The sequence below is a fragment of the Bradyrhizobium sp. USDA 4510 genome (assembly GCF_054059095.1).
Genome location: NZ_JBSSBT010000001.1, coordinates 6,705,602 through 6,726,667 on the forward strand (window position 1 = coordinate 6,705,602; position 21,066 = coordinate 6,726,667).

Annotated in this window: 16 protein-coding genes, 2 tRNA genes and 5 pseudogenes; 8 read left to right on the forward strand and 15 right to left on the reverse strand. The window is 63.1% G+C overall.

Annotation, left to right across the window (positions count from 1 at the left end; translation table 11 throughout):
- The first annotated feature begins 231 nt into the window (after nucleotides 1-231).
- Nucleotides 232-576 carry an IS66-like element accessory protein TnpA gene (gene tnpA, locus ACVMDN_RS31225; protein ID WP_456835851.1) on the forward strand — a complete coding sequence of 115 codons (345 nt, stop codon included), beginning with the start codon at nucleotides 232-234 and terminating at the stop codon, nucleotides 574-576.
- A gap of 119 nt (nucleotides 577-695) precedes the next feature.
- Here tnpA and ACVMDN_RS31230 read toward each other — a convergent pair whose 3' ends face one another.
- On the reverse strand, nucleotides 696-2,813 hold the full coding sequence (locus ACVMDN_RS31230; RefSeq protein ID WP_456834717.1) for a DUF3363 domain-containing protein: 2,118 nt from the start codon (nucleotides 2,811-2,813) through the stop codon (nucleotides 696-698).
- A 692-nt stretch (nucleotides 2,814-3,505) separates the two neighbouring features.
- On the opposite strand from ACVMDN_RS31230, the gene ACVMDN_RS31235 reads away from it, so the two are divergent.
- Nucleotides 3,506-4,681, forward strand: coding sequence for a transposase (locus tag ACVMDN_RS31235; protein WP_309143753.1), 1,176 nt, complete (start codon nucleotides 3,506-3,508; stop codon nucleotides 4,679-4,681).
- A gap of 602 nt (nucleotides 4,682-5,283) precedes the next feature.
- Here ACVMDN_RS31235 and ACVMDN_RS31240 read toward each other — a convergent pair.
- Nucleotides 5,284-5,556 (reverse strand): DUF2285 domain-containing protein, encoded by a 273-nt coding sequence (locus ACVMDN_RS31240; RefSeq protein ID WP_076830883.1) that lies wholly within the window; start codon nucleotides 5,554-5,556, stop codon nucleotides 5,284-5,286.
- 218 nt (nucleotides 5,557-5,774) lie between these two features.
- Here ACVMDN_RS31240 and ACVMDN_RS31245 point away from each other — a divergent pair, with 218 nt between their 5' ends.
- A complete protein-coding gene (locus ACVMDN_RS31245) occupies nucleotides 5,775-6,011 on the forward strand; it encodes a helix-turn-helix domain-containing protein (protein ID WP_076830916.1) in 237 nt (78 codons plus the stop codon).
- A 187-nt stretch (nucleotides 6,012-6,198) separates the two neighbouring features.
- On the opposite strand, the gene ACVMDN_RS31250 is transcribed toward ACVMDN_RS31245, so the two are convergent.
- The 4 genes and pseudogenes from ACVMDN_RS31250 to ACVMDN_RS31265 all read right to left on the reverse strand — a co-directional run.
- A complete protein-coding gene (locus ACVMDN_RS31250) occupies nucleotides 6,199-6,510 on the reverse strand; it encodes a DUF736 domain-containing protein (RefSeq protein WP_253638704.1) in 312 nt (103 codons plus the stop codon).
- 740 nt (nucleotides 6,511-7,250) lie between these two features.
- Nucleotides 7,251-8,144 carry an ArdC family protein gene (locus tag ACVMDN_RS31255; protein ID WP_456834716.1) on the reverse strand — a complete coding sequence of 298 codons (894 nt, stop codon included), beginning with the start codon at nucleotides 8,142-8,144 and terminating at the stop codon, nucleotides 7,251-7,253.
- A gap of 534 nt (nucleotides 8,145-8,678) precedes the next feature.
- Nucleotides 8,679-8,867 carry a hypothetical protein gene (locus ACVMDN_RS31260; RefSeq protein ID WP_076830891.1) on the reverse strand — a complete coding sequence of 63 codons (189 nt, stop codon included), beginning with the start codon at nucleotides 8,865-8,867 and terminating at the stop codon, nucleotides 8,679-8,681.
- A gap of 479 nt (nucleotides 8,868-9,346) precedes the next feature.
- A pseudogene (locus ACVMDN_RS31265) lies at nucleotides 9,347-9,592 on the reverse strand (cell envelope biogenesis protein TolA); the annotation flags it as partial.
- Between the two features lie 153 nt (nucleotides 9,593-9,745).
- Between ACVMDN_RS31265 and ligD the strand changes: the two are divergent.
- A pseudogene (gene ligD, locus ACVMDN_RS31270) lies at nucleotides 9,746-10,688 on the forward strand (non-homologous end-joining DNA ligase).
- A 76-nt stretch (nucleotides 10,689-10,764) separates the two neighbouring features.
- Here ligD and ACVMDN_RS31275 read toward each other — a convergent pair.
- The 3 genes from ACVMDN_RS31275 to ku form a co-directional block, all read right to left on the reverse strand.
- Nucleotides 10,765-11,229 (reverse strand): metallophosphoesterase family protein, encoded by a 465-nt coding sequence (locus tag ACVMDN_RS31275; protein ID WP_253638701.1) that lies wholly within the window; start codon nucleotides 11,227-11,229, stop codon nucleotides 10,765-10,767.
- Nucleotides 11,226-11,729 (reverse strand): NUDIX domain-containing protein, encoded by a 504-nt coding sequence (locus tag ACVMDN_RS31280; protein WP_456834715.1) that lies wholly within the window; start codon nucleotides 11,727-11,729, stop codon nucleotides 11,226-11,228. The genes ACVMDN_RS31275 and ACVMDN_RS31280 overlap by 4 nt, the downstream gene beginning before the upstream one ends.
- Before the next feature lie 288 nt (nucleotides 11,730-12,017).
- Nucleotides 12,018-12,950, reverse strand: a complete 933-nt coding sequence (gene ku, locus ACVMDN_RS31285) for a non-homologous end joining protein Ku (protein WP_456834714.1) — start codon at nucleotides 12,948-12,950, stop codon at nucleotides 12,018-12,020.
- Between the two features lie 145 nt (nucleotides 12,951-13,095).
- On the opposite strand from ku, the pseudogene ACVMDN_RS31290 reads away from it, so the two are divergent.
- Together ACVMDN_RS31290 and ACVMDN_RS31295 are read left to right on the forward strand one after the other, a co-directional pair.
- Nucleotides 13,096-13,490 (forward strand): annotated as a pseudogene (locus ACVMDN_RS31290) (hypothetical protein).
- A 46-nt stretch (nucleotides 13,491-13,536) separates the two neighbouring features.
- A pseudogene (locus ACVMDN_RS31295) lies at nucleotides 13,537-13,893 on the forward strand (hypothetical protein); the annotation flags it as partial.
- 136 nt (nucleotides 13,894-14,029) lie between these two features.
- Here ACVMDN_RS31295 and ACVMDN_RS31300 read toward each other — a convergent pair.
- Nucleotides 14,030-14,461 carry a DUF6538 domain-containing protein gene (locus ACVMDN_RS31300; RefSeq protein WP_076830034.1) on the reverse strand — a complete coding sequence of 144 codons (432 nt, stop codon included), beginning with the start codon at nucleotides 14,459-14,461 and terminating at the stop codon, nucleotides 14,030-14,032.
- Nucleotides 14,462-14,561: 100 nt separating this feature from the next.
- A tRNA-Glu gene (locus ACVMDN_RS31305) sits at nucleotides 14,562-14,631 on the reverse strand.
- Nucleotides 14,632-15,018: 387 nt separating this feature from the next.
- Here ACVMDN_RS31305 and ACVMDN_RS31310 point away from each other — a divergent pair.
- Nucleotides 15,019-16,101, forward strand: a pseudogene (locus ACVMDN_RS31310) (recombinase family protein); the annotation flags it as partial.
- A 532-nt stretch (nucleotides 16,102-16,633) separates the two neighbouring features.
- On the opposite strand, the gene ACVMDN_RS31315 reads toward ACVMDN_RS31310, so the two are convergent.
- The 4 genes from ACVMDN_RS31315 to mnmA all read right to left on the reverse strand — a co-directional run bounded on the left by ACVMDN_RS31315 (nucleotide 16,634) and on the right by mnmA (nucleotide 19,109).
- A tRNA-Met gene (locus ACVMDN_RS31315) sits at nucleotides 16,634-16,710 on the reverse strand.
- A gap of 116 nt (nucleotides 16,711-16,826) precedes the next feature.
- The gene (locus tag ACVMDN_RS31320; RefSeq protein ID WP_076830031.1) at nucleotides 16,827-17,195 is read right to left on the reverse strand and encodes a hypothetical protein; all 369 of its coding nucleotides are present in this window, start codon (nucleotides 17,193-17,195) and stop codon (nucleotides 16,827-16,829) included.
- Nucleotides 17,196-17,248: 53 nt separating this feature from the next.
- On the reverse strand, nucleotides 17,249-18,016 hold the full coding sequence (locus ACVMDN_RS31325) for a class I SAM-dependent methyltransferase (protein WP_456814915.1): 768 nt from the start codon (nucleotides 18,014-18,016) through the stop codon (nucleotides 17,249-17,251).
- Nucleotides 17,913-19,109: a tRNA 2-thiouridine(34) synthase MnmA gene (mnmA, locus tag ACVMDN_RS31330; RefSeq protein ID WP_076830025.1), complete on the reverse strand. Its 1,197-nt coding sequence runs from the start codon at nucleotides 19,107-19,109 to the stop codon at nucleotides 17,913-17,915. The genes ACVMDN_RS31325 and mnmA overlap by 104 nt, the downstream gene beginning before the upstream one ends.
- Nucleotides 19,110-19,468: 359 nt before the next feature.
- On the opposite strand from mnmA, the gene ACVMDN_RS31335 reads away from it, so the two are divergent.
- Nucleotides 19,469-21,061, forward strand: a complete 1,593-nt coding sequence (locus ACVMDN_RS31335) for a flagellar hook-length control protein FliK (RefSeq protein ID WP_076830022.1) — start codon at nucleotides 19,469-19,471, stop codon at nucleotides 21,059-21,061.
- The last annotated feature ends 5 nt before the right edge of the window (nucleotides 21,062-21,066 follow it).

The window sequence follows — 21,066 nt, forward strand, 5'->3', positions numbered from 1 at the left end:
TCGGGGAGCAAGCGCTTATTTCGGCGCCGGCGTCCGCCGGCGTGCATCCGATGATGCGCAATGCGGTTGCACCGAGCGACCCAACGCGGCGTGCAACGAATGCCTACGGCGTGGGCCGCCTTGTCTGACGCGACGGGGCGGTGAAGACATAGGCGTATGACTGGTCATACGCCTATGTTGAAGGTCGCGCGGCTCGACGTAATTTCGTCGGGTGCGCGGCGCCGTTAGACGCTGGACGAGAAGCAACGGGTCGTGGCGGAGAGTTACGCCGCGCCGCGGCAGGTGTCGGCGACAACGCGGAGCAACGGGCTGTCTGCGAGCCAGCTGTTCACATGGCGTCGGCTGGCCCGGGATGATCGGCTTGCGGAAGCGGACGGGGGGACGACATTTGCACCGATAGTTATATCGCCGGAACAGCCTGAAGCTGCGGATCGGAGCCTGTCACCTCAGGCATTTGCGCCGGCGGTGGCGGGTCGGATCGAGATCGTGCTGATGCGCGGACATCGGGTGATCGTCGACAATGGCGTCGATGCGGCCGTGCTGGCGCGGGTTGTGGCGGTGCTGGAGCGGCGATGATTCCGGTGCCGAGCAATGTTCGGCTGGGCGATCTAGCCACCGCGCCCAAGTTGCCACCACCTTCGTCCGCGATCTCGCAGGTCGGAAGACGCCGGCGGACCGGCAAAGGGGGCGCCAGCTCACAGCCCCAGCCCGCGCTTCCGACCGAATCCCCATTCGATGCCACCGCTGTCGCGCATCACACCGCTGATGTGCTGGCCGATGCGCTTGTCGAGCACAGGCTGCCAGGGCACGAGCTGGAAGCCGAGGCCATCCTCGATCATGGCGAAGCGCCCGCTGGCGAGCGTGGCGACGCCCGCAAGCTTGCCGGCGACGAACTCGCCCGGCCTGCCCGGCAGGTAAGTCAGCCCCCGCTCGGCCGCCATCTGCCGCCCGACGCGACCGATCTCGGTCGCCTCAAGGCGAGCGATGAGGTCTTTCGGCGCGCGAACACGGCCATCGTCGAGCCGGGTGGCGTGCCCCTGATCGACGAGGGCCTGGCGGCGACGCTCCATCGCGTCCGTGACCTCCCGCCCGAAGCCTGCCGCCGAGAGCGGCGTCCGGTTGGGTGAGGCCAGTTCGCGGTCGAGCCAGGTCGCGCCGTCGCTGCCGATCTGGCGTTCAAGATCGAGGGTGGAGAGCGTGCGAATGGCGAAGTCCTTCGGCCGGCCGGGGGCGTCATAGGCCATGCCGCGTTCGGCGATGTCGTGGGGGATTTTCCAGTGGTCGGCGTCGATGCGCTCGACATGGCCGGCGCGGCGCAGGGCTTCGAGCCGGCGAACGTGAGAGCGGATGAACGCGTCCGGATCGCCCTTGAAGCGTTCGATCTGCGGGCGCGCGGCCTCCAGATGCTCGCTCGGCCGGTAGAGGCCACCGTTCATGGCCGCCATGTCGCGGATGTTCTGGTCCGCGGCCCGTGGCTCTGCTGTGGTCAGCACCGGATCGAGCGCGACGATGTGGCCGCGCTTGATCTCGTCCAGCCTGGTCGGATCGGCCGTCTCGACATAATGGGTGCGCCCGTCCACGCCGTCGATGACGAGATGCAGCCGGTCGCTCATCTCGTCGCCGGCCAGTCCCTTGGCCAGCACCCGGCCGACGACCGGCTCGGCGATCTGCCTGCCGTGGGTGACGTACTGGCTGGGCCCGCGCTCGTCGGCGATGCCATGCTCGGCGAGCGCCCGGTGCATGGTCTTGATGACGTCGCCGCGCTCGCCCAGCTCCCGCAAGGTCCGCTCGGCCTTGTCCGAGAGCGTCCAGCGTCCCGACTCGATCTCGCTGGCGAGCCCGTACCGCCCAAGCTGGCGGACGCGCCCGATCAGGTTGGCGCGGTTCTCGCGGACGAGATAGCTCGCCCCCTCGCCGGGCCTGAGATCGATGACACCCTGGTCGCGCTGCTCGGAGGCCAGCATCCTGTCGAGCCGGGTCCAGCGCTCGGCCTGCACCTCGTTGTGGAGCTTGTTCTGAAGCTCGATCTCGGTCTGTGGGCCAAGTTCGAGCGTGACCAGTTCACTCGCCCGATGGCGAACGCCATGAGCGATATAATCACCGGCAATGTTGAGGATGCGGCCATCATCGAGCACCCCGCGGACGATGACATGGGTATGCGGATGGCCGGTATTGTGATGATCGACGGCGATCCAGTCGAGCCTGGTGCCGAGGTCGGTTTCCATCTGGCGCATGAGGTCGCGGGTAAAGCCGCGCAAGTCAGCCATCTCGAGGGAATCCTCCGGCGCGACAATGAACCGGAACTGGTGCTGGTCCTCACGTCCGCGTTCGATGAACGCCTTGCCGTCCGCTTCGTTCTCACTGGCTGAATAGGCGCGGCCTTGCTCGCCGTCGCGGGTGACCCCGTCGCGCTCGAGGTAGCGCAGATGCGGGTCGGCGGCCTTGCTCGCCGCGCCGCGCATCTTTGGCCCGCGCGAACCTCGTTGCGGGTTGAGCTTCACCACCCGCGCCTTGACCACGACCCGACGCGCGCGGAAGCGACCGCTGGAGTCCTGCTGCCAGCCGCCACCGTCCCGGGCAAAGGACGCCACAACCCTGGCACCCCGGCCCCGCGCGTTGAAACGGCCGCTGCCCTGCCCGTTCCGGCTGCCCGCCGATTCCGGGCCGCGGCCGATCTGCCTGGGGTTGCCGCCCGCCTTGCGCACGGCGATCTGCACCTCGGTCAGGAAGGGCAGATCGCGCACGACGCGCGAGCCCCGGTTGCGCGCGCGGCCCGGCCTGATGCGGAAATCGTCGCGCTCATCGCTTGCCATGACGCGACGATCCGCGCGGGAATCACGCCGCGCAAGACCTGAGCATCATCGATCGGAGAGCGTCGCAGAATGGGTTGCGGCAGTGGAGAGATGGCGGGGCCAACCACGGTGCACATTGCAGGCGGCAACCGTCTTGGGCTTGAAAACAAAGGAGAACGTCCTTGAGGCCGCCGCATGCGCACATTGCACAACGCCGTCAGGCCGCCCTCGCAAGGTGCTAAAAACAATGTGCAGACAATCACTTGCCGAGCCCGCGAGGTGCGAACGACAGTTCGCTTTATCTTGCCATCGCTCGGTCGTCTTTAAGCGTCCGGTCCCTGCACAACTCTTCCACAGTGTGTTCTCGTTCCATTTCGGGTTCTTTGCTGCAGTGGAGGATGTCAGACGGCGCTTCGCCGTTCGTGGGCAAAGGCCAACACCCACGCACGTTGAGAGCCGGTACCGCAGCGACCAGGATGCGGAGGAATATTGCGGCCGGCGCATGCTTTCGATGGCAACGTTTGAGCGTGGGTGTGCCATCTGATGAGTCCGGAAGACTTACGCAAACATGCGGAAAAGCTGCGGAATTTGTACCAAGCAACGGCAGAACGTCAGCGCAAGAAGCGGCAGCCGAAGCGACGCAAGAGGTCACGCGCTATCGCCATAGCGTGCGCACGAACTGCGGTCCGATCGCGCTTCGAGCGTTCTGGAGCATGCATGTCGAGGCGACGAACTGGAGCTGCATCGGGCATGCCAAGCATGCCGCGGCGCTCGGCCTTTCGCCCGATTCGTTGCGGATCTGGCGCGATCGTCTCGAAGACTCCGACGACGAGACGGAGTGGCGATTGTTGCTTCATCCGAGTGCCTGGGCTCAAACAAGCAGCGCTGCCAGTTGCGCGCCATGCAAATGCCGCTTGACGCCGGAAGCGGTGGACGGGCGGTCGAGGCGGCGTCGGTTCAGCAACGGGCAGAAGCGGGTGATCGTGCGGGAGACGGAGAAACCCCGCGTCAGCGTGGCGCAGGTTTGCTGCCGCCATGGCGTCGCCACCAGCATGGTGGTCCGCCGGCGGGTCAAGTTCGGCCTGACCGTTCGCAAGGCACCGCAACTCGCGATGGTTACGCTCGCCGACAGCGCGGCCAATGAGCTCCCAGCGCTCGCTATCTTGCGCGATCTGGTGCAGCCGCCGGACGGCACGGTCGCGATCGAGTTGGCCGATGGACCGCGTGTCTTTGCGCCGGCCGGCAGCACTCCGGCCGCGGTGATGCGGCAGCTCGCCGCCGGCTGCGACGCCGTTTCTTCGCAAGAGCAGACCGCTGCAGAGCCTCAAAGCGAAGAGCAGCGGCACAACAGCCCAAACGCGCGCATCTCGACGGAGCCAAGCATGCCGTCGTGCTCGCGCCCTTCCAGGGTAAAGCTGCTGCACGCCGGTGGAGTGGCCGCCCTGGACCACTACCGCGCTCGCCGGCCCCGTAAATATTGGTCTGGAGGGAGGAATGGTCCCGCAATCTCGCGGCCATCCAGCGCATCATCGGACTGCCAGTTTATGAGAGAAAGTTCGCGCTCGCCGACCACGCGACAGCCATCCCATTTGAGCAACGGCCGGCTGCGCCCTAAGCGTTGCCTCTGCGTCAGACGGACGGTTCGGCTGCGCAGGTCGTGCGTTTTCCAGGCACGATCCGGGATAAGCTTCTCAGCGAACCGCGCTTCTGTGATGGCGCGATATGTGCTGCCGGCACTCTGCATCGCGCGCGCAAGGAGCCGCGCTCAACCGCTCGCGTCGCTGATAACTCGTAAACGGATGGACCTGGCGCACGCCCGTGCATGCCGCGCCAAGGTCGTCGGGCCGCGCACGCCCACGCGTCACATTCGCCGTCGAACGCCAACTTGACTACTTAATGAGCGTCACGGCTGGGCGATTCTCTTGACCAGACACGGTGATCAACTGCGCCGATGCGCAGCACTACCTGGCAGCCGTCGCCTCCGCGGCGGACCTGGCCAGCCGCGAGATCGAGCAACGGACGAGACTCTGAGCCACTCCGGACGAGGGACGCGGTCACCGCGACCGGCACGGTAGTTGGCAGCCCATCGAGCGCCCAAAAGATCGTCCGTTGCTTGAACAATCTCTCCGGGCCATGGGCGAAAGCAGATACCGCGTCTCCTCCTGAATACGGATGTCACTTCGCCACCTGGGCTGCCGCCGACCATCGCTTCATAGTCGCGCCGATGTCCGCGTTACGACGAAGACATTCCCGAGCGATGTCGGAGATCTCAGCGTCCTGAAGGCGCTAGCAGAATTCCAGCAGCCGTCAGTCGAACCCAGGTATGGCTTCCACCCGCATGCACGCAATCCAACAAGGATTGCGGTGCAACAATTGTGAACGAGCGAGTTGTAGGACGCCCCTGGTCTGGCACCACGTGGTGCTTCTCGATGACCATGTTTTTGGCGGGAAAGGATGATTTCCAAGCCGGCGCGTTGGTCGACAAACTCTTCTAACTTGCCTCCGCGCCGCGCAAGAGACGGCCCTCCTCGGTCATCCACTTCGCGCGCGCAAGGTGACTCTGGTATGCGTTGCGCGCGCGGTCAGGGTCAACCTCGGGGTCGATATGCAACACGATTCGAACGACTTCCCTCCAGTCGGCGCCTTCACTTTCGGCCTGCAGCAGACGCAAATACGTGATGGCATGCTGATGGTCATAGGATGTTGCGGTTTGATCGCTGGGTGCAGCGTCCGCTACATCGGGGTTGAGCGGCGGTTTGGACATCGGAGGCTACGCCTTACGAGGAAGAGACATGGGATGTGCGGTGTTCAAATAAGCATCTTTGGCATGCCACGTGCTCTCGACTTCGTTGAAAGTGCATTTTCTGACTCGGGAACTCAGGCAGCCTAGTTACCTCTGCGATTAGGTCTAAAATACACCTAGTTGCATCTATAATTACCCTACTACTGGCGAATTTGCTAGAGCTGGCAATGGTGATCTGCATGATCACCGCAAGACAGATTAGGGCGGCCAGAGCCCTTCTAGGTTGGACCCAGCAGGACTTGGCAGACAAGGCGATCGTTGCCATTAACGCGATCGCACGGATTGAGAGGGGAAGTTCGGACCCTCGTGCGAGCACCACCAATGCAATCGAGGCTGCTCTTAGGAAAGCCGGGATTGAATTTATTTCCGCTGACTTAAAAGGCGAAGGGGTCCGACTTAGAAGTCCCAAGCTCTAATTTACTCTTGGTATCAGAAGGAGCCGACGGTCTTCGCCGCTTGGCTCCTCGATTTGGGGACGAGCATCATTGCGCAGTTACTGTCACGAACTGATGGAAGGAAAATGCTCTTTTCGCTTCCTTCAGAGCGCGCAAGAAGCGCAAAAAGCCCCGCCTCCGGGGAGGCGGAGCCGATGATCGCCAGCGATCAGTCGCCGCTGCGGCGCGACCAGATCAGGGTGAAGCCCTCGTCGCCGTCGACCTTCACCAGCGAGGCGTAGATCGGGGCCGGAAAGCTCGGGTCGTCGAGCTTGACCGAGAGGTATTCGCGATCGCTGTCGCGGGCGGTCTTCTTCCAGGCGGCGCCGAACTCGGTCACACCGGCGAAGATGCGGTAGTCGGGCGCCTTGTCGTTGTCCTTCTCGGATGCGGCGAAACGTGCCTTGATGTTCAGCGTCAGCGTCTTGATCGAGCCGACGTAGCCGTTGTCCGAAGCTGTGAAGGTGCCGATGGTAGCCATGATAGTCTCCGTTTGTTGCTCGGGCCGCGCCCATCGCAGCCTCGATGGCGATCCTTGGCCCGGGGAGCGATCGGCCCGCAGCCTTTTGGGCCCGCAGCGCAGCGGAGGACGGCGATAGCCTGCCTTTTTTGTCTTCCCGCGAGGAATGCCGCTCCTTCGCGGCAGGGGAAAAAAGCAGGCGCAGCCGTTGTGGGAAGGCGATCGAGGCCTTGGCCGCCCCTCGGGCCTGATCAGCCCATTCGAGGTTGCGTTGGACGCGCCATGAACGAACCGACGGAGACCACCGTGGCGGCCGACACCAGCGCAGTACAAGGACTTGAGCCAAATCGATCGGGCACATGCTGACATTTGGTGTATCAACAGCTAGGAGACGTATGCCGGCAAACACCAGCGTCCCTCGTCGCAGTCCCGCGTGCCGAGGCGAAGCTACGCCTGGAGCGATGCGACAGACCGCAATCTCAATGCTCCAGGCATTACACGAGCAGCGCGTTCGGCCTTCTCGCTCGATGCTGAATGACGAGCACGACATAACGATCCCTTGGCAGCCGCAGACGGCGTAGATCAAGGTCATCGAGGTCTCGATCATGACGGGGCCTCCACGCAGCGGTCGCCGCCGCTGTACGCAAACTAGATCGGCCGCGCGCCGGTCAGGCGCGCGGCCGAAATTTTGGCACTTGCCGGGGGACGCTCGCGCGGCTCCGCTACGTAGTCCGGTCATGTCTGCATCGAGACGCCGCGGCTCAGGCCGCGGCGGAATTTTCTGTCTGCAACGCGTGAAGATAATCCGCCGCGTGCTGCGCATGCGATGAGGCGGTGAAGATGGCGCGCTTGTCGTTCTTCAGGACCTTGATCCAGGACGCTATATAGGCGGCGTGGTCCTCCCTCACCTCCGGCGTGAGGCCCAGATCGGCAGACAGGAAGGCCCCACCCAGTTCGGCGACCAGTTCTTCCACCGCATAGCCTTCATCCCCAAAACGTTTGCGGCCGAAGTCACGATTCAACCGGCTTTCATGGCCTGTCCAGTGCGTGCATTCATGCGCAAGCGTTGCGTAGTAACTGATCGCATCGCGGAAGAAGTCGATGCAGGGCATATGAATGTTGTCGGTCGAGGGAACATAGCAGGCGCGGCTGCCGCCATGGACGATATTAGCTCCGGTTGCCGCAAAGAACGCGTCGGCATGGGTGGTGCGCTGAATGGGGGCGGTCGGCTGCTCTAGCTGGCCGTAGTAGTGCGAGGGAAGCCCGCCGATCTGCTCGACATTGAAGACCGTGTAGCCCTTCATGAAGGGGATCGCGCGTCCGGCCTCGTCGCCTGTTTCGGACTTGGTCTCTTTTCGAATGATCCTGTCAGCATAAACGACAAGCGTCCCGGTCTCCCCTTTGCGGACTTTGCCGTCAAGCGTGCTGGCCTGCTTGTAAGTCATCCAGATGGGTGCGGTGTAACCGTTCGCGACGGCCGCCGACCACAGCATGAGAATGTTGATGCCATTGTAAGGAATGCCGTTGCCGCGCAGAGGTCGCGAGATGCGCCCCGTGCCATGTTCCACTTTCCACGGCTGGTGCCAAGGCCTTACGCCTTGCTCCAGCTTCTGAACGATCTGATCCGTGATCTTCTGGTAAACGTTGGCTTTCATGAGCTTCTCCTAGTTTGCCGGTTGCGCATGCAACCGGAACTAGGCCAGCGCCAATGAGCGGGGGGTTGGCCGTTACAGGCCGGAAAACGAGCGGGGCTGGTGGGGGCCGGAGCCAAGCGAAGCGAGGTGACTACACGGCCCCCGTTTTCCGCCCCCATTCTTCATGGGGGCTTGGCCTTGACGGCCTGGGGGCCGCAGGCCCCAGAACATACCTACGAGCGTGGTCGGGCCTCGCGGGCAACGTCTGAAAATGAAAACGCGCTAGGTGATTTCGTACCAGACCACCCGCTTCAAAAGCATGGCGGTCGCGCCGAGCGAGGCTAGCTTTCTCGGAAAGCTATGGAAGTAATCGACAAGAGTCTGCTCGCAAGCGCAAGGCTCCCGCAGATAGGAGCAAAGCTCAAGAATGCACGACAGCCACAACCGCGAGCCGCATTGGCCCCGTACCGCCTCGAAGCTTCGTGCCGCCGCTTACTGCAGCGTAAGGCCGTAAGCTGGCGGAGCGCGTCAACGACGCGCCCCCTCTTCTATTCGTTATCGCTGATGTCCGAGCCCGATCCCGAGATGTAGCGCCTTCTGGCGCAGCGCGCCGACAGTGCGCTTGGTGATCTTGGCTATTTTAACGACCGGAGTGCGTGCCTTCGAGTGCGCCTTCAATTCCTTGACATCGGCCTTGGTCCATTCGCGACGCTTGGCACGTTTCTTTGTTGCTTTCTTCGCCATGACAGCTCCTTAGATTTAGGAGCGGCTTGTAACACAGCTTCTTAGCGAAACAATGTCTGGTCATCGGCATTCAAGATGGATCATCGTTGAGCGTCCAACTTTTCCTGTCTGGCGCCCCTCTCGCCGACAGGTAGCGCCCATTGCTCATTAAGCAGCCAACAAAACGGATGTCCGCAGACGGTTTGCTCTCGACAACGTCCTCAGACTTTCGCGATGTGTGCAGGGATGCAAATTCTTCGTCCGAGATTTCGCAGTCGGGGTATTTCTCGCGGTCGAAGAACGCCACTCCAGCTTCGACGAAGTCGACCGCAGTATGGCCCCGACCTTCGGACAGGATGGCAGGTAAGACTCCTTGATGGATGAGTCGACGTGCGGCCGATTAGCTATTCGACACGCTCGAAAGCTATGGCGTGTTTGTCACTCGGGGCGGCGAACTTGACAACTGGCTGACTAGTTTGACGGTCGCTGGCAAGAAGACGATCCGTGGGCAGCTCGGCACGTTCCTTGAAAGATCCGTCGGATCCGACCGGGCGCCTGAGCACGACGCCAGGCTTTTCCATGGTTGCGGCGATGACGTCCGGATCCTCGCTTTCCTTCGCCGCGCCCTGATGAAAGAGATTGCTGTCTGCGCCCCACGCTTCCAGAGCCGCTTTCATGGAAGGAGCGGCTATCGCCAGATCGAAGAAGCCCAGCGAAGTCTGGTAGGTTCTCAGTTTTCTGGCCATCGGTCTGATCAGACCTTCCCGTTCGATAGTTAACGTCGCGCACCCTGCGATATGCCGCGGCGTCTGACGGAACATGCCATGGCTTTCAGCGTTCCCTCATTCTTGAAGGACGTCCGTGCCTTACGCAACACGCGCTGAAGGATTGGCCATTGAATGAGCCGGACGTCGACCCTGCCCAAACGCCTACAGCCGATGCTCGCTACGCTCACCGACGCGCCGTTCGATGACCGCGGCTGGGTTTTCGAGGATAAGTACGATGGCTTCCGGATGATTGCGGAAATCCGCCGGGGTAAGGTTGCGCTCTACAGCCGCAACGGCAAGATCATCAGCCGCAGCTATATCGAGGTCGCCAAAGCGCTGGAGGGCGTGAAGGGCGACGCCGTGATCGATGGCGAGCTCGTGGCAATCGGAAAGGACGGCGTTTCGCATTTCCAGCTGCTGCAGAACGCGCTGCGCCATGAAGCGAAGCTCCTGTATTGCGCCTTCGATCTCATGTTTCAGAACGCAATTGACTTGCGCAAACGGCCTCTTCTCGAGCGCAAGGAGCGGCTGAAAGCGATCCTGCCGAGCCACCGGTTGATCGCCTTCAGCCGTCACCGCAAAGCGAACGGCACGAAATTCTTCGCCGAGGCCGAGCGGAAAGGTCTGGAAGGCGTCATGGCGAAGCGCGCCGACAGCGCCTATGCGTCCGGAAGCCGGACGGCGGATTGGCTGAAGATCAAGACAGCAAAGCGGCAGGAAGTGGTGATCGCGGGATTCACAGCGCCTAAGCGCACCAGGCCGTTCTTCGGCGCCCTGGTCCTCGCCGTGCGGGAAGACGAAACATGGCGCTATATCGGTCATGTCGGCACTGGCTTCAGCCACAAGGTCCTGGAAGACCTCCATGCCAAGCTCGTGAAGCTGACGACCCCTAAATCACCCTTCCCTGCCAAAGGACGAGGCCGCCACGACCTGGGTCAGGCCCTCGTTGGTTGCCGAGGTCAAATTCGCGGAGTGGACGAGCAAGGGCGAACTGCGCCAGCCCGTCTATCTCGGGCTCAGGTCCGACAAGCGGGCGAAGGAGGTCGTGCGCGAGCGAGAACGTCCGCGCAAATAGCGCTTCCCCCCGGGGGCGTAACCCGGCAAACGGAAGGATTGACGCACTCGCCTCCTCCGGCCCTCCGCGGTGGCACTCAGTCGCCTTCAAGGTCGTGGATTTCCGGTCGCATGCCGTCAGGCGTGAGTTCGAGCGTCGCAAACGTGATCGGCAGCTTGAAACGCCGAGGTCCCGCGCTGCCGGGATTCAGGTAGAGAATGCCACCGACCGTGTCGATCTTCGGCACGTGGGAATGCCCGGAGACGATGACGTCGATGCCGCCACCGGGATCGGCCTTCAGCGTCTTCAAGTCGTGCAGAACGTAGATCGACTTTCCCGCCAGGCGCACAAGGTTCGTGTCGGGGTAGTCGCGAGCCCACTCGCCACTGTCCACGTTTCCACGAATGGCCGTGACGGGCGCGATCCGGCGAAGCGCGTCGACGATCTCGGGGCGCCCGATGTCCCCGGCATGGATGATGTGATCGACGCCCGTCAGGCCTCGTTCCGCCTCGGGCCTCAACAGGCCGTGCGTGTCCGAAATTATTCCAATCCGGAAGCTCATTTCCCGGCGCTCTCAACTGCGATTGCCAAAAGACGATCGAGAAACTCTACCTGGGCGGACAGCATCTTGGTCCGCGCGAGCTCGATATCAAACCATTCCGCTCGGTCGACTTCGGGAAAGCTCTGCCGTCGACCGCTTCGGGGCGGCCATTCGATATCGAAGCTATTGCTGGTCAGCGCCCCCGGGTCAAAGTGGCCCTTGCCGGCGAACGCGATGACGCGCTTCCCTCCTCGCTGTCGGACTTCCCCCAGCGCCTGGAGTAGACCAATCGAAGCGCTCGGGCCGAGTTCTTCGGCAAATTCGCGTCGAGCGACGTTCTCCGGAGCATCATTGGCATCGATTTCGCCCTTAGGAATGGACCAGGCGCCATCATCCTTGTTGCGCCAGAACGGACCGCCGGGATGAACGAGCAGTACCTCGAGCCCACGAGCGCCCTTGCGGTATGCGAGAATGCCGGCGCTCAAGGTCGATCTCCTGGAAGTTTTTTTCACCGCAGCCATATCGCTCCTACTTTGCAGAGCAATCGAGAGCCGGCGAGCCGTCGTCCCGCCATACCGGACCGCGCTCGCCCAGCGCCTGCTTAGCCTCGTCCACGGTCCTATGCACCGTTACTTCGGCCTCGCGCTCGGTCGCCTTCCTGGCGCGCGCACCGCCCCGCCGGGCCGCCAGTAGACGGCCGACGAGATGATCTCGCGTGACTTGGTCGAGATGGGATTTGCCATTCGCCAGAGCCTGCCGCGGAACGACGAAGGAGTGGCCGTCCGGCGTCACCGGATGCTTCACGACACCTAAGCCGACTTCCGCTGCGGCTTGGCCGCCGGCTTCTTCGCCGCGGTCTCCTTCGCCGGCTTCTTGCCTGCGATCGGCATCAGCATTTCCTTCTGCCCGGGCGCCGCCTTGCGCGGCTTTTTTCCTGATTTCTTGGGTGCCTCTGTCGCGGCCGCGCCCTCTCTGCCGATGCTCTTTCGCAGCGCGTCCATCAGGTCCACCACGTTCTCGCCGCGAGGACGCGCTTTCGCGGTGATGGGCTTGCCGGCGCGCTTCTGGTTGATCAGATCGATGAGCGCGGTCTCGTACTGGTCTTCGAACTTGTCCGGCTCGAAATGCCCTGCCTTCTGATTGACGATGTGCTTTGCGAGATCGAGCATGTACTTGGTGACTTTGACATCCTGGATATCGTCGAAATACTCGTCCGCGGAACGCACTTCGTAAGGATAGCGCAGCAGCGTCCCCATCAGCCCCTTGTCCAGAGGCTCAAGCGCAATGATGTGCTCGCGGTTCGTCAGCACGACGCGTCCGATGGCGACCTTGTTCATCTCGCGGATGGTTTCGCGGATGACTGCGAAGGCGTCGTGCCCAACCTTGCCATCCGGGCACAGATAGTAGGGGCGGATCAGATACCGTGGGTCGATCTCACTCCGGTCGACGAACTCGTCGATTTCGATCGTTCGCGTTGATTCCAGCGCGACGTTCTCAAGCCCTTCCTTCGTCACCTCGATGAAGGTGTCCGTGTCGACCTTGTAGCCTTTGACGATGTCCTCGTTGTCGACCTCCTCGCCAGTGTCGGCATCCACCTTGGCGTACTTGATCCGATGGCCGGTCTTTCGATTCAGCTGGTTGAATGAGACCTTTTCGGATTCGGACGTGGCCGGATACAGCGCGACCGGACAGGTGACGAGGGAAAGACGCAGAAAGCCTTTCCAGTTAGCGCGGGGGGCCATGCCGGGGGAACTCCGATACTGATACCGGATTCAAGACGAACGAACCGGCTTGGTTCCGACATCGCGGCACGTCCTACAGGAGGATTTTTCTCACCGGCTGCTAGGTCGGACTCGACATTTGTTCTTGATATGTTCTAATTCGGGCATGACCGACCGACCCGCGAGCTGGCGCATGCCGACCCCGAAGCAGATGGAAAAACTGACCGCTGAAGCCGACCGTAGACGAGCGCCGCCCGCTGCGGGTCCAGATGCCCCCCTTCCGGCCGAATATTGGGAATCGGTCCTCAAAGATCCTCGCGCCGGCGCGACCGTGGCCCAGGCCGGCAGCGACGCCTTTCGGAAATCAAGGCCCACGTGCTGCGCGTCTCCTGCCGCCGGTGCGAGCGGACCGTGGAAATCCAGACCGCCGATGCCGTCCGCTTGTATGGCGCCAACGCTGTCTGGAGGGACGTCGCGCAGCGGCTGCTCGACAACACCTGCCAGCAGCGCACCGGCAGGCATGAAGAAGACGGGTGCTGGCCCGCGTTCGAGACACCGTAGTCGCTCTGGATTTGCCGATCCGATCTCTTTGCGCCTGGATGTCCGGATGGCCCCGAAGTATTACCCTACGCCGCTGTCGGGCGGCGATCGCAAGGCTCTGACGAAAGAGCTCGGCAAGGCACGCGCGATGGCTAGCATCCTGGCAACCCAATCGGCGGAGATGCGGGCCAAAGGCGAGGCGATGATCCAGCAAGCGGACAGGCTGCTTTGCGAAAGCTGGAACGAGCGGATGTGGAGCGACGGCGAACCGATCGATCCGTCGCCGACCATCGATCAGGCCGTGAATGGAGGCTTCCCCTGGCTGGAGATCAGGTGCGCGCGCTGCAAGACGCCGAGCGACGTGGACCTCGCGGCGATGAAGTTCCCGCCGACCACCTTCGTGCACGATCTCGTCGATCGTATCTCACGTGGCCCTCCTATCCGCATAAAGCTCGACAGGACGAGAGTTGGCTCTGTGTGACGAGCAACGTCAATGCGAACATCCGAGGGCGCTCGCGTACGACAGCGCACGTCAGCGGCGGTTCGAATACTTCCGGACACTAAGGGCGACGAGAAAATTTTTCGCGAATGCGCCAGCCACAGTGAGGCATCGCGCCGAGGTTAAGCTGCTCCGCAACGCTCTGGAAGATTGCCTCCGATCCAGTTCCCTCTTGGCGCTCCTCTTCGTCGTTCGCCAACGTGCTGGCGTAGAAGCTTTCGGCCATGCGCTTGATCTGGCCATCGGTCAGTGAGGGAATGACAGGACGCTTCTTGAGCAGCTCCTCGGCAGCGGCAAATGTTCGGTCGAAATCAGCCAAGACGTGCGTGGCAGCTACGTTTGCGTCCTTGAGCTTCTTGGTGCCGAGCGATTTCTTGAGGAAGACTTGGCGGTCGCGGCCGGAATTGAGCACACGCGCAACCGCCTCCTGCAGGCGTTCCGGCACCTTGCGCTGAGCGTGGTAAGTCCCGTGTCTGTCCTTGATCAGTCCCATCAGCGCGCGCGTCAAAGCTACTACTCTCTGCTACCACCCGACAGCAGACAAAGCCATGATTTGCAGGATGTTTTTGATCTATCAGCGCTTCTAGAGCCGCTGGCGCTCCCTAGGGGAATCGAACCCCTGTTTCAGCCTTGAGAGGGTAAAGTCGATCCGCCTGATGATCATCGTGAGGAGAGTCCTGCGATGGAGACCTTACGGATCTCTGGCCCGGCTCGTCTGCATGAGCAGGGGTGCCTAGCAGCACGCACTTCGGCGGTGAAGGCCTTCTGAACTCTATCCCTTTTTCTTCGCCGCGGCATCCAATTGCACGACGAGCTCATAGCGGCCATTCCGCTTAGGCACCGCCCAAGCATGATGCTCTGGATGATCTCCGACGCCGACATTTTGTGGTGTGGCGCCAGCGCAGGTGTGTGCACCTCGTTGAGTTGCGCGATCACCTAGAGGTTCGATCGTGCGTGAAGCGCCTCGCAAATTGTCCTTGCAGACGAATCCAGACAAGGCGATCTTACGCCTTGCGCGCGTACTTGCTCGTCTGGCCGCGAGGGAAGATCATGAAAGAGAGCTCGCCGATCGAAGAGAAAAGGAAGAGAGCGACGATCTATGCTCGATTCTCAACCGATCTTCAGAACGAGCGCTCGATTGAAGATCAGCTTTCACTTTGTCAAGCCTATGCAGAGCGCGAAGGTTTAACGGTTATCAGCAGCCATGAAGATCGGGCTCGTTCAGGTGGCTCGGTCATGGGACGCGAAGGCCTTCTGCGGATGTTAGACCAAGCGCGGGAGAGATCCTTTGACGTGGTGATCGTCGAAGCGCTCGATCGCCTCTCTCGCGATATGGAAGATCTAGCAGGTATCCATAAGCGACTATCTTTTCTCGGCATCGAGATCCGGGCAGTCCACGAAGGCGTCGTGAATACCGTGCTGGTCGGTCTTCGCGGCCTCGTTGGACAACTCTATCGCGAGGACAACGCGCACAAGGTGCGGCGTGGCCAAGCAGGCCGGGTCAAGCAGGGTTTGGCGGGAGGTGGCCTAACATACGGATACGCTGCGGTCGCTGGAAAGAGTGGCGAACGGGTCATCGTCGAGGCCGAGGCACAAGTGATCCGGCGCATCTTCCAGGAATACGTGGACGGTCGGACGCCTCGCGAAATCGCGCACGATCTCAACAAAGAGAGGGTATCACCTCCGCGAGGGCGGGCATGGAATGCCTCAACTATCAATGGCAATCTCGAAAGAGGTGCCGGCATTCTGCAGAACGAGCTTTATGTAGGGCGCCTCGTCTGGAACAAAGTCAGGATGGTGAAAGATCCCGACTCGGGAAAGCGCCTGTCACGACCAAATCCTAAGAGTGACTGGCAGGTGGCTGAAGTGCCGCATCTTGCAATTGTCAATCCAGAGCTATTTAGAGCAGCTCAGCAGCGCAAAGAGGAACGCGGTCACACCCACCCCAGCCATCAACGCCGGCCTCGTCGGATGCTGTCTGGCCTGCTCCGTTGCGGCTCGTGCGGCTCGGGCATGGCAACCAATGGGCGGGACAAATCAGGGCGCGTTCGCATTCGCTGCTCGGCGGCGACGGAGAGCGGCACGTGTCCGGACGCCAAGACTTTTTATTTAGACACTGTCGAGAGCGCAGTCCTCAACGGACTAAAGGCCGAATTGCGCGCACCGAAGGTTATCTCAGAATACGTACGCACGTATCTTGAGGAGCGGAAGCGCCTCGCGGCCACCTCACATGCAAAACGGCAGCGCCTTGAGCAGCAGCTTGGGCAAATAAACCGGGAAATCGAACGACTGGTGGATGCGATCGCGAAAGGACATGGCGATCCATCCGTTTTCGGACCGCGATCGACTGCCTTAGATGCCGAACGAAAGCGGATATCTGAGGAGTTGCAGAGTGAACCACCCGCCCTGAAGGAAGTCGCACTGCATCCGGCCATCCTCAAACGATATGAGGAGCAACTCGGTCGGCTTGAAGAAGCACTTGGTAAAGGTGTCAGTGCGGGCGACGGAGAGGCCGCAGAAGCGATCAGAGACTTGGTTGAGTCGGTCACCGTGTTCCGCGATCCAGGCCGCCCAGGTGGTGTAGCCGTGGAGATAGCAGGCCGGCTAAACGCCCTGCTCGGGGAAAAGGCCTATCCAAACCAAGTCAAAGGAGTGTGGGGAAAGATGGTAGCGGGGGAGGGACTCGAACCCCCGACCCCAGGATTATGATTCCCGTGCTCTAACCAGCTGAGCTACCCCGCCATGGGCTCGCCATCGGCGGCTGGTGAGCCGCGGGTGCGAACGCGCGGCATATAAAGAGTGGCATGCGCGCCTGTCAAGCAAACCCGGACGGGGCAGCAACTTATTGCAGGCAGAGGCTATTTCGGCCTCACCGATGGGTCGCCACCGGGGCTGCCGGGCGGCGGAATCACCGGCGTGTTGCCGCCTTGCGGGGTCGGCGCACGCATTTCGGGATCGACCCCGGCCGGCGGGCACAACACCCCGTCGGATTTGGCGAGCTTGTCGCCCAGCGGCTGGCTGCTCTGCCCGGTGGTGGTTCCCTCGGGAGCCGGCGCGCCGGGATGCGACGGCTGCTGCTGCGGCGCGCAATTCGCGGCGGCGCGCTGCGGCGCCGGCGGCGCGGTCTGTGCCGGCGGCGTGGCTGATGTCGGCGGCGCCTGCGCCGCGGCAACAGCGGGTGCCAGCATCAGCACACAGGATAAAGCGAGTGTTCGACTGATCCTCATGACGAGAAAACCGTGACGACGCGTCGATGTTCCCTCGCAAAATCGCCGCAACCTCACGATTTGCGGAAGCGGATCAGCGAGAAATGCCCCATCGGCGGCATCGGCCGGCGCTCCGCAAGGCTGACCCCGCCATGCTTCGCCGCCCAATTGGTCAGCCGTTCCCACGGAAACTCCGGACGCCAGCCGAGCCGCCGTGCCAGCGGCGCGAAGGCAAGCTCGAAGACGCGGCGGGGGCCGCTCTCGGCGCCGATGTGATTGACCAGGATCAGCTCGCCGCCGGGCTTCAGCACGCGGATGAAATCGTCGAGCGTCGCCTCGGGATCCGGCACCGCGGTGATGACATATTGCGCGACCACCGCGTCGAAGAACGCATCCGGAAATGCGAGATTCTTGGCGTCCATCACCGCCAGCGCCTCGACATTGGTCAGGCCCTGCGTGCGCACGCGCTTGAGCGCCCGCCGCAGCATCGGCTCGGAAATATCGACGCCGCATAGTTTTGTGGTGCGCTTGTATTCCGACAGCGAGAGCCCGGTGCCGACGCCGACATCGAGCACGCGGCCGCCGATCCGGTCGGCTTCCGCGATCGTCGACTGACGGCCCTGATCGAACACCTTGCCGAACACCAGATCGTAGATCGGTGCCCAGCGGCCATACGCCTTTTCGACCCCTTCGCGGTCGATGTCCCCAGCCATTCCCCTGCCCCGACGTTTCTTCTGTCTATCCGCGAACCGCTTCCGCAAGCGGCGCCAACGCGTCCTGCGTCGCGGCCCGTATTGCGCGGCTTGCGCTTGCACTCCTGATGAAGCCGCCGCCGAGCACACGCGCCTGCCCGGAGGCGGCGTCGTAGAACACGCAGGCCTGGCCGGGCGACACGCCCTCCTCGCCGGCGACGAGCTCGACCTCATAGCCGCCATCGACGGCGCGCAACCACGCCGGCTGCGGCGCGCGCGTCGAACGCACGCGGACATAGATCTCGATGCCCTCGCCGATCACCCGATCCAGCGCGCCGTCGCCGATCCAGTTGACGTCGCGCAGCGCGATGCGATCCATCCGCAGTGCCTCGCGCGGCCCGACCACGACACGGCGCGTCGCCGCATCGAGCTTGACCACATAGAGCGGGCTGCCGGAGGCAATGCCGAGCCCCTTGCGCTGGCCGACGGTGAAATGAACGATGCCCTGGTGCTGGCCGATCACATGACCGTCGAGATCGACGATGTCGCCCGGCGCGATCGCATTCGGCTTCAGCCGTCCGATGATGTCGGTGTAGCGGCCGGTCGGCACAAAGCAGATGTCCTGGCTGTCCTGCTTGTCGGCGACCTCGAGATCGAAGCGCCGCGCCAACTCGCGGGTCTGCGGCTTGGTCATGTCACCGAGCGGGAAGCGCAGGAAGTCGAGCTGCTCGCGCGTGGTCGCGAACAGGAAATAGCTCTGGTCGCGATCGGCATCCGCGGCACAGACCAGCGAGCGCGATCCGTCGGCAAGCCGCCGCGAGGCGACATAGTGGCCGGTAGCGAGCGCCTGCGCCCCGAGCTCGCGCGCGGTCGCGAGCAGGTCGCGAAACTTGACCGAACGGTTGCACTCGATGCACGGCACCGGCGTCTCGCCGAGCGCGTAGCTGTCGGCGAAATTGTCGATCACCGATTGCTTGAAGCGGCTTTCGTAGTCGAGCACGTAATGCGGGATGCCGATCCGCTCGGCGACATTGCGCGCGTCATGGATGTCGCGGCCGGCGCAGCAGGCGCCCTTGCGATGGGTCGCGGCGCCATGGTCGTAGAGCTGCAGCGTGATCCCGACCACGTCGTAACCCTGCGACTTCAACAGCGCAGCCGTCACCGACGAGTCGACGCCGCCGGACATGGCAACGACGATCCGTGTGTCTTCAGGGCGGCCTTCGAGATCCAGACTGTTGAGCATCTTTAAGCGGTCATTGGTCACTGTCGCGGCGAGCTTAGACGCTCCGCGACGATATTGAAAAAAGCCTTTTGTCCAGAGAGCCTTAGAACACATCCAAGGCCGCTTCGGTCGGTTCGGACGCGTTGGAGGCCACCTTTAATATAGGCCGTATTCCGGTGAGGCAATCCGCGGAAGCCGTGCGGTGCCGCGCGCGGACGGCAAATCTTGCCGCCGGGCAAAAAGGAGACCTGTCGGGACCCCGCTTCAGCCGACCAAGACGGTCCGTAACCAACTGAAATAACTAACTATTTATTGCCGCCCCCTTGTTGGCCCACTCCTTGCTGACAAAACGCCGGAAGTCTCATTTGCGAGGGTTGGCAGTGGTCAGCGTCACGTCGGAAGCATTGGCAGGCCGGTCTTTTCAGGGCGCGACGCAGCGGTCGGCGCGGCCCGATCCCGCTTCGCAGGCGGGGAACGACGGCTTTGCCGCGCTGGTCGACAGCAACACTGCGTCCACCAACGACAGCAGCCGCTATGACTCCCAGCCGGCGCCCTCGCGGCGGTCCGACGATCCGCCCTCGACGACCGACGCACGCCGCCGCGACACCCGCACGGGCCCCGACCGGACGTCGCGGGATTCCGGCAGTTCTCGGGACGACAACAAGGTCGACAGCGACAGCGACGCGCCGTCCAAGACCAAGTCGAAATCGAAATCGGACGACTCGACATCGAGCTCCGATGCGAAATCGACCAGTGACAAGCCGGACGCGACGCAGGCTACTGCGCAGCAGGATCCCGGTGCGGCAACCGTGAATGCCGTGATTGCTCCTGTTGCCGCGACACCGGCGACCGCCCCGACACCGGCGGCCACCGCGCCGTCCGACCAGCCGGCCGCACCACTCGCGATCGCGGCGGCGGCCATCGCGGCAAGCTCGGCCATCGCCGGCACCGGTGCGGCGGCCGGCAGCGGCGCGCCTGCCGGCGCCGACACCGCAGCGGCGGCGGCCACCACAGCGAACGCCGACAAGGTCGCGAAGGCAGCCGGCGTCAAAACCGACGCGCAGATCATCACCACCGCCGATGCGACGACGGTTCCGGGCGCCGCGACGGCGACCGGCGATGCGGCACTCGCCGCCACGCTTGCCGCCGGAACGCCCGCCGCGAAGACGACGACGCAGGCCAAGGCGCAGGTCGCCACGACGGACGCGGCCGCGACGGCGCCTGCCGATCAGGACGGCGCAGCCCAGGGCAACGCCAACACCGCGCAGGCCGCTCCGACCAACATCGTCCCCGCGGTCGCGCAATCGGCCGCCGCCGCCGGCAAGGCGAAGGCCGCCGCGGACGGTGCAGCCGATGCCATCAAGTCCGATGCGAAGGGCGACGGCAACGCCGCGCCGACGGTCGGCGGCCAGGCGGCTGTGCAATCCCCGCTCGCGACGCCCGATTCCAGCGCTCAGGCGCCCAATACGTTCCAGACCCAATTGGCGACCACCCAGACGACGCCGTCTGCGACCGCACAATTGACCGTGACCAACGCCGCGCAGAGCGCCGCCGTGCCGCTCAGCGGGCTTGCGATGCAGATCGCCGCCTCCGCCAAGAGCGGCAAGAGTCGCTTCGAGATCCGGCTCGACCCCGCCGAGCTCGGCCGCATCGATGTCCGCATCGATGTCGATCGCAACGGCCAGGTCACCTCGCATCTCACCGTCGAACGCCCTGAAACGCTGTCGATGCTGCGCCAGGACGCCAACCAGCTGCAGCGCGCGCTCGACAATGCCGGCCTCTCGACCGGCAATGGCGGATTGCAGTTCAGCCTGCGCGACCAGTCGCAGTCGGGCCAGAACAACAATGGCCAGTCCAATCCGAACGCCCATCGTTTGATCGTCACCGAGGAGGACAGCGTTCCCGCCGCAGCGGCGGGCCGCTCCTACGGCCGTGCAACCGGCGCCCTCGGCGGCGTCGATATCAGAGTGTAAGGAGT

Bases quoted from the DNA above. Each gene is read 5' to 3' on its own strand.
- ACVMDN_RS31230 (WP_456834717.1), bottom strand. From the start codon at position 2,813: ATGGCAAGCGATGAGCGCGACGATTTCCGCATCAGGCCGGGCCGCGCG.
- ACVMDN_RS31235 (WP_309143753.1), top strand. From the start codon at position 3,506: ATGCATGTCGAGGCGACGAACTGGAGCTGCATCGGGCATGCCAAGCAT.
- ACVMDN_RS31240 (WP_076830883.1), bottom strand. From the start codon at position 5,556: ATGTCCAAACCGCCGCTCAACCCCGATGTAGCGGACGCTGCACCCAGC.
- ACVMDN_RS31245 (WP_076830916.1), top strand. From the start codon at position 5,775: ATGATCACCGCAAGACAGATTAGGGCGGCCAGAGCCCTTCTAGGTTGG.
- ACVMDN_RS31250 (WP_253638704.1), bottom strand. From the start codon at position 6,510: ATGGCTACCATCGGCACCTTCACAGCTTCGGACAACGGCTACGTCGGC.
- ACVMDN_RS31255 (WP_456834716.1), bottom strand. From the start codon at position 8,144: ATGAAAGCCAACGTTTACCAGAAGATCACGGATCAGATCGTTCAGAAG.
- ACVMDN_RS31260 (WP_076830891.1), bottom strand. From the start codon at position 8,867: ATGGCGAAGAAAGCAACAAAGAAACGTGCCAAGCGTCGCGAATGGACC.
- ACVMDN_RS31275 (WP_253638701.1), bottom strand. From the start codon at position 11,229: ATGAGCTTCCGGATTGGAATAATTTCGGACACGCACGGCCTGTTGAGG.
- ACVMDN_RS31280 (WP_456834715.1), bottom strand. From the start codon at position 11,729: ATGGCTGCGGTGAAAAAAACTTCCAGGAGATCGACCTTGAGCGCCGGC.
- ku (WP_456834714.1), bottom strand. From the start codon at position 12,950: ATGGCCCCCCGCGCTAACTGGAAAGGCTTTCTGCGTCTTTCCCTCGTC.
- ACVMDN_RS31300 (WP_076830034.1), bottom strand. From the start codon at position 14,461: ATGGGACTGATCAAGGACAGACACGGGACTTACCACGCTCAGCGCAAG.
- ACVMDN_RS31320 (WP_076830031.1), bottom strand. From the start codon at position 17,195: ATGAGGATCAGTCGAACACTCGCTTTATCCTGTGTGCTGATGCTGGCA.
- mnmA (WP_076830025.1), bottom strand. From the start codon at position 19,109: ATGCTCAACAGTCTGGATCTCGAAGGCCGCCCTGAAGACACACGGATC.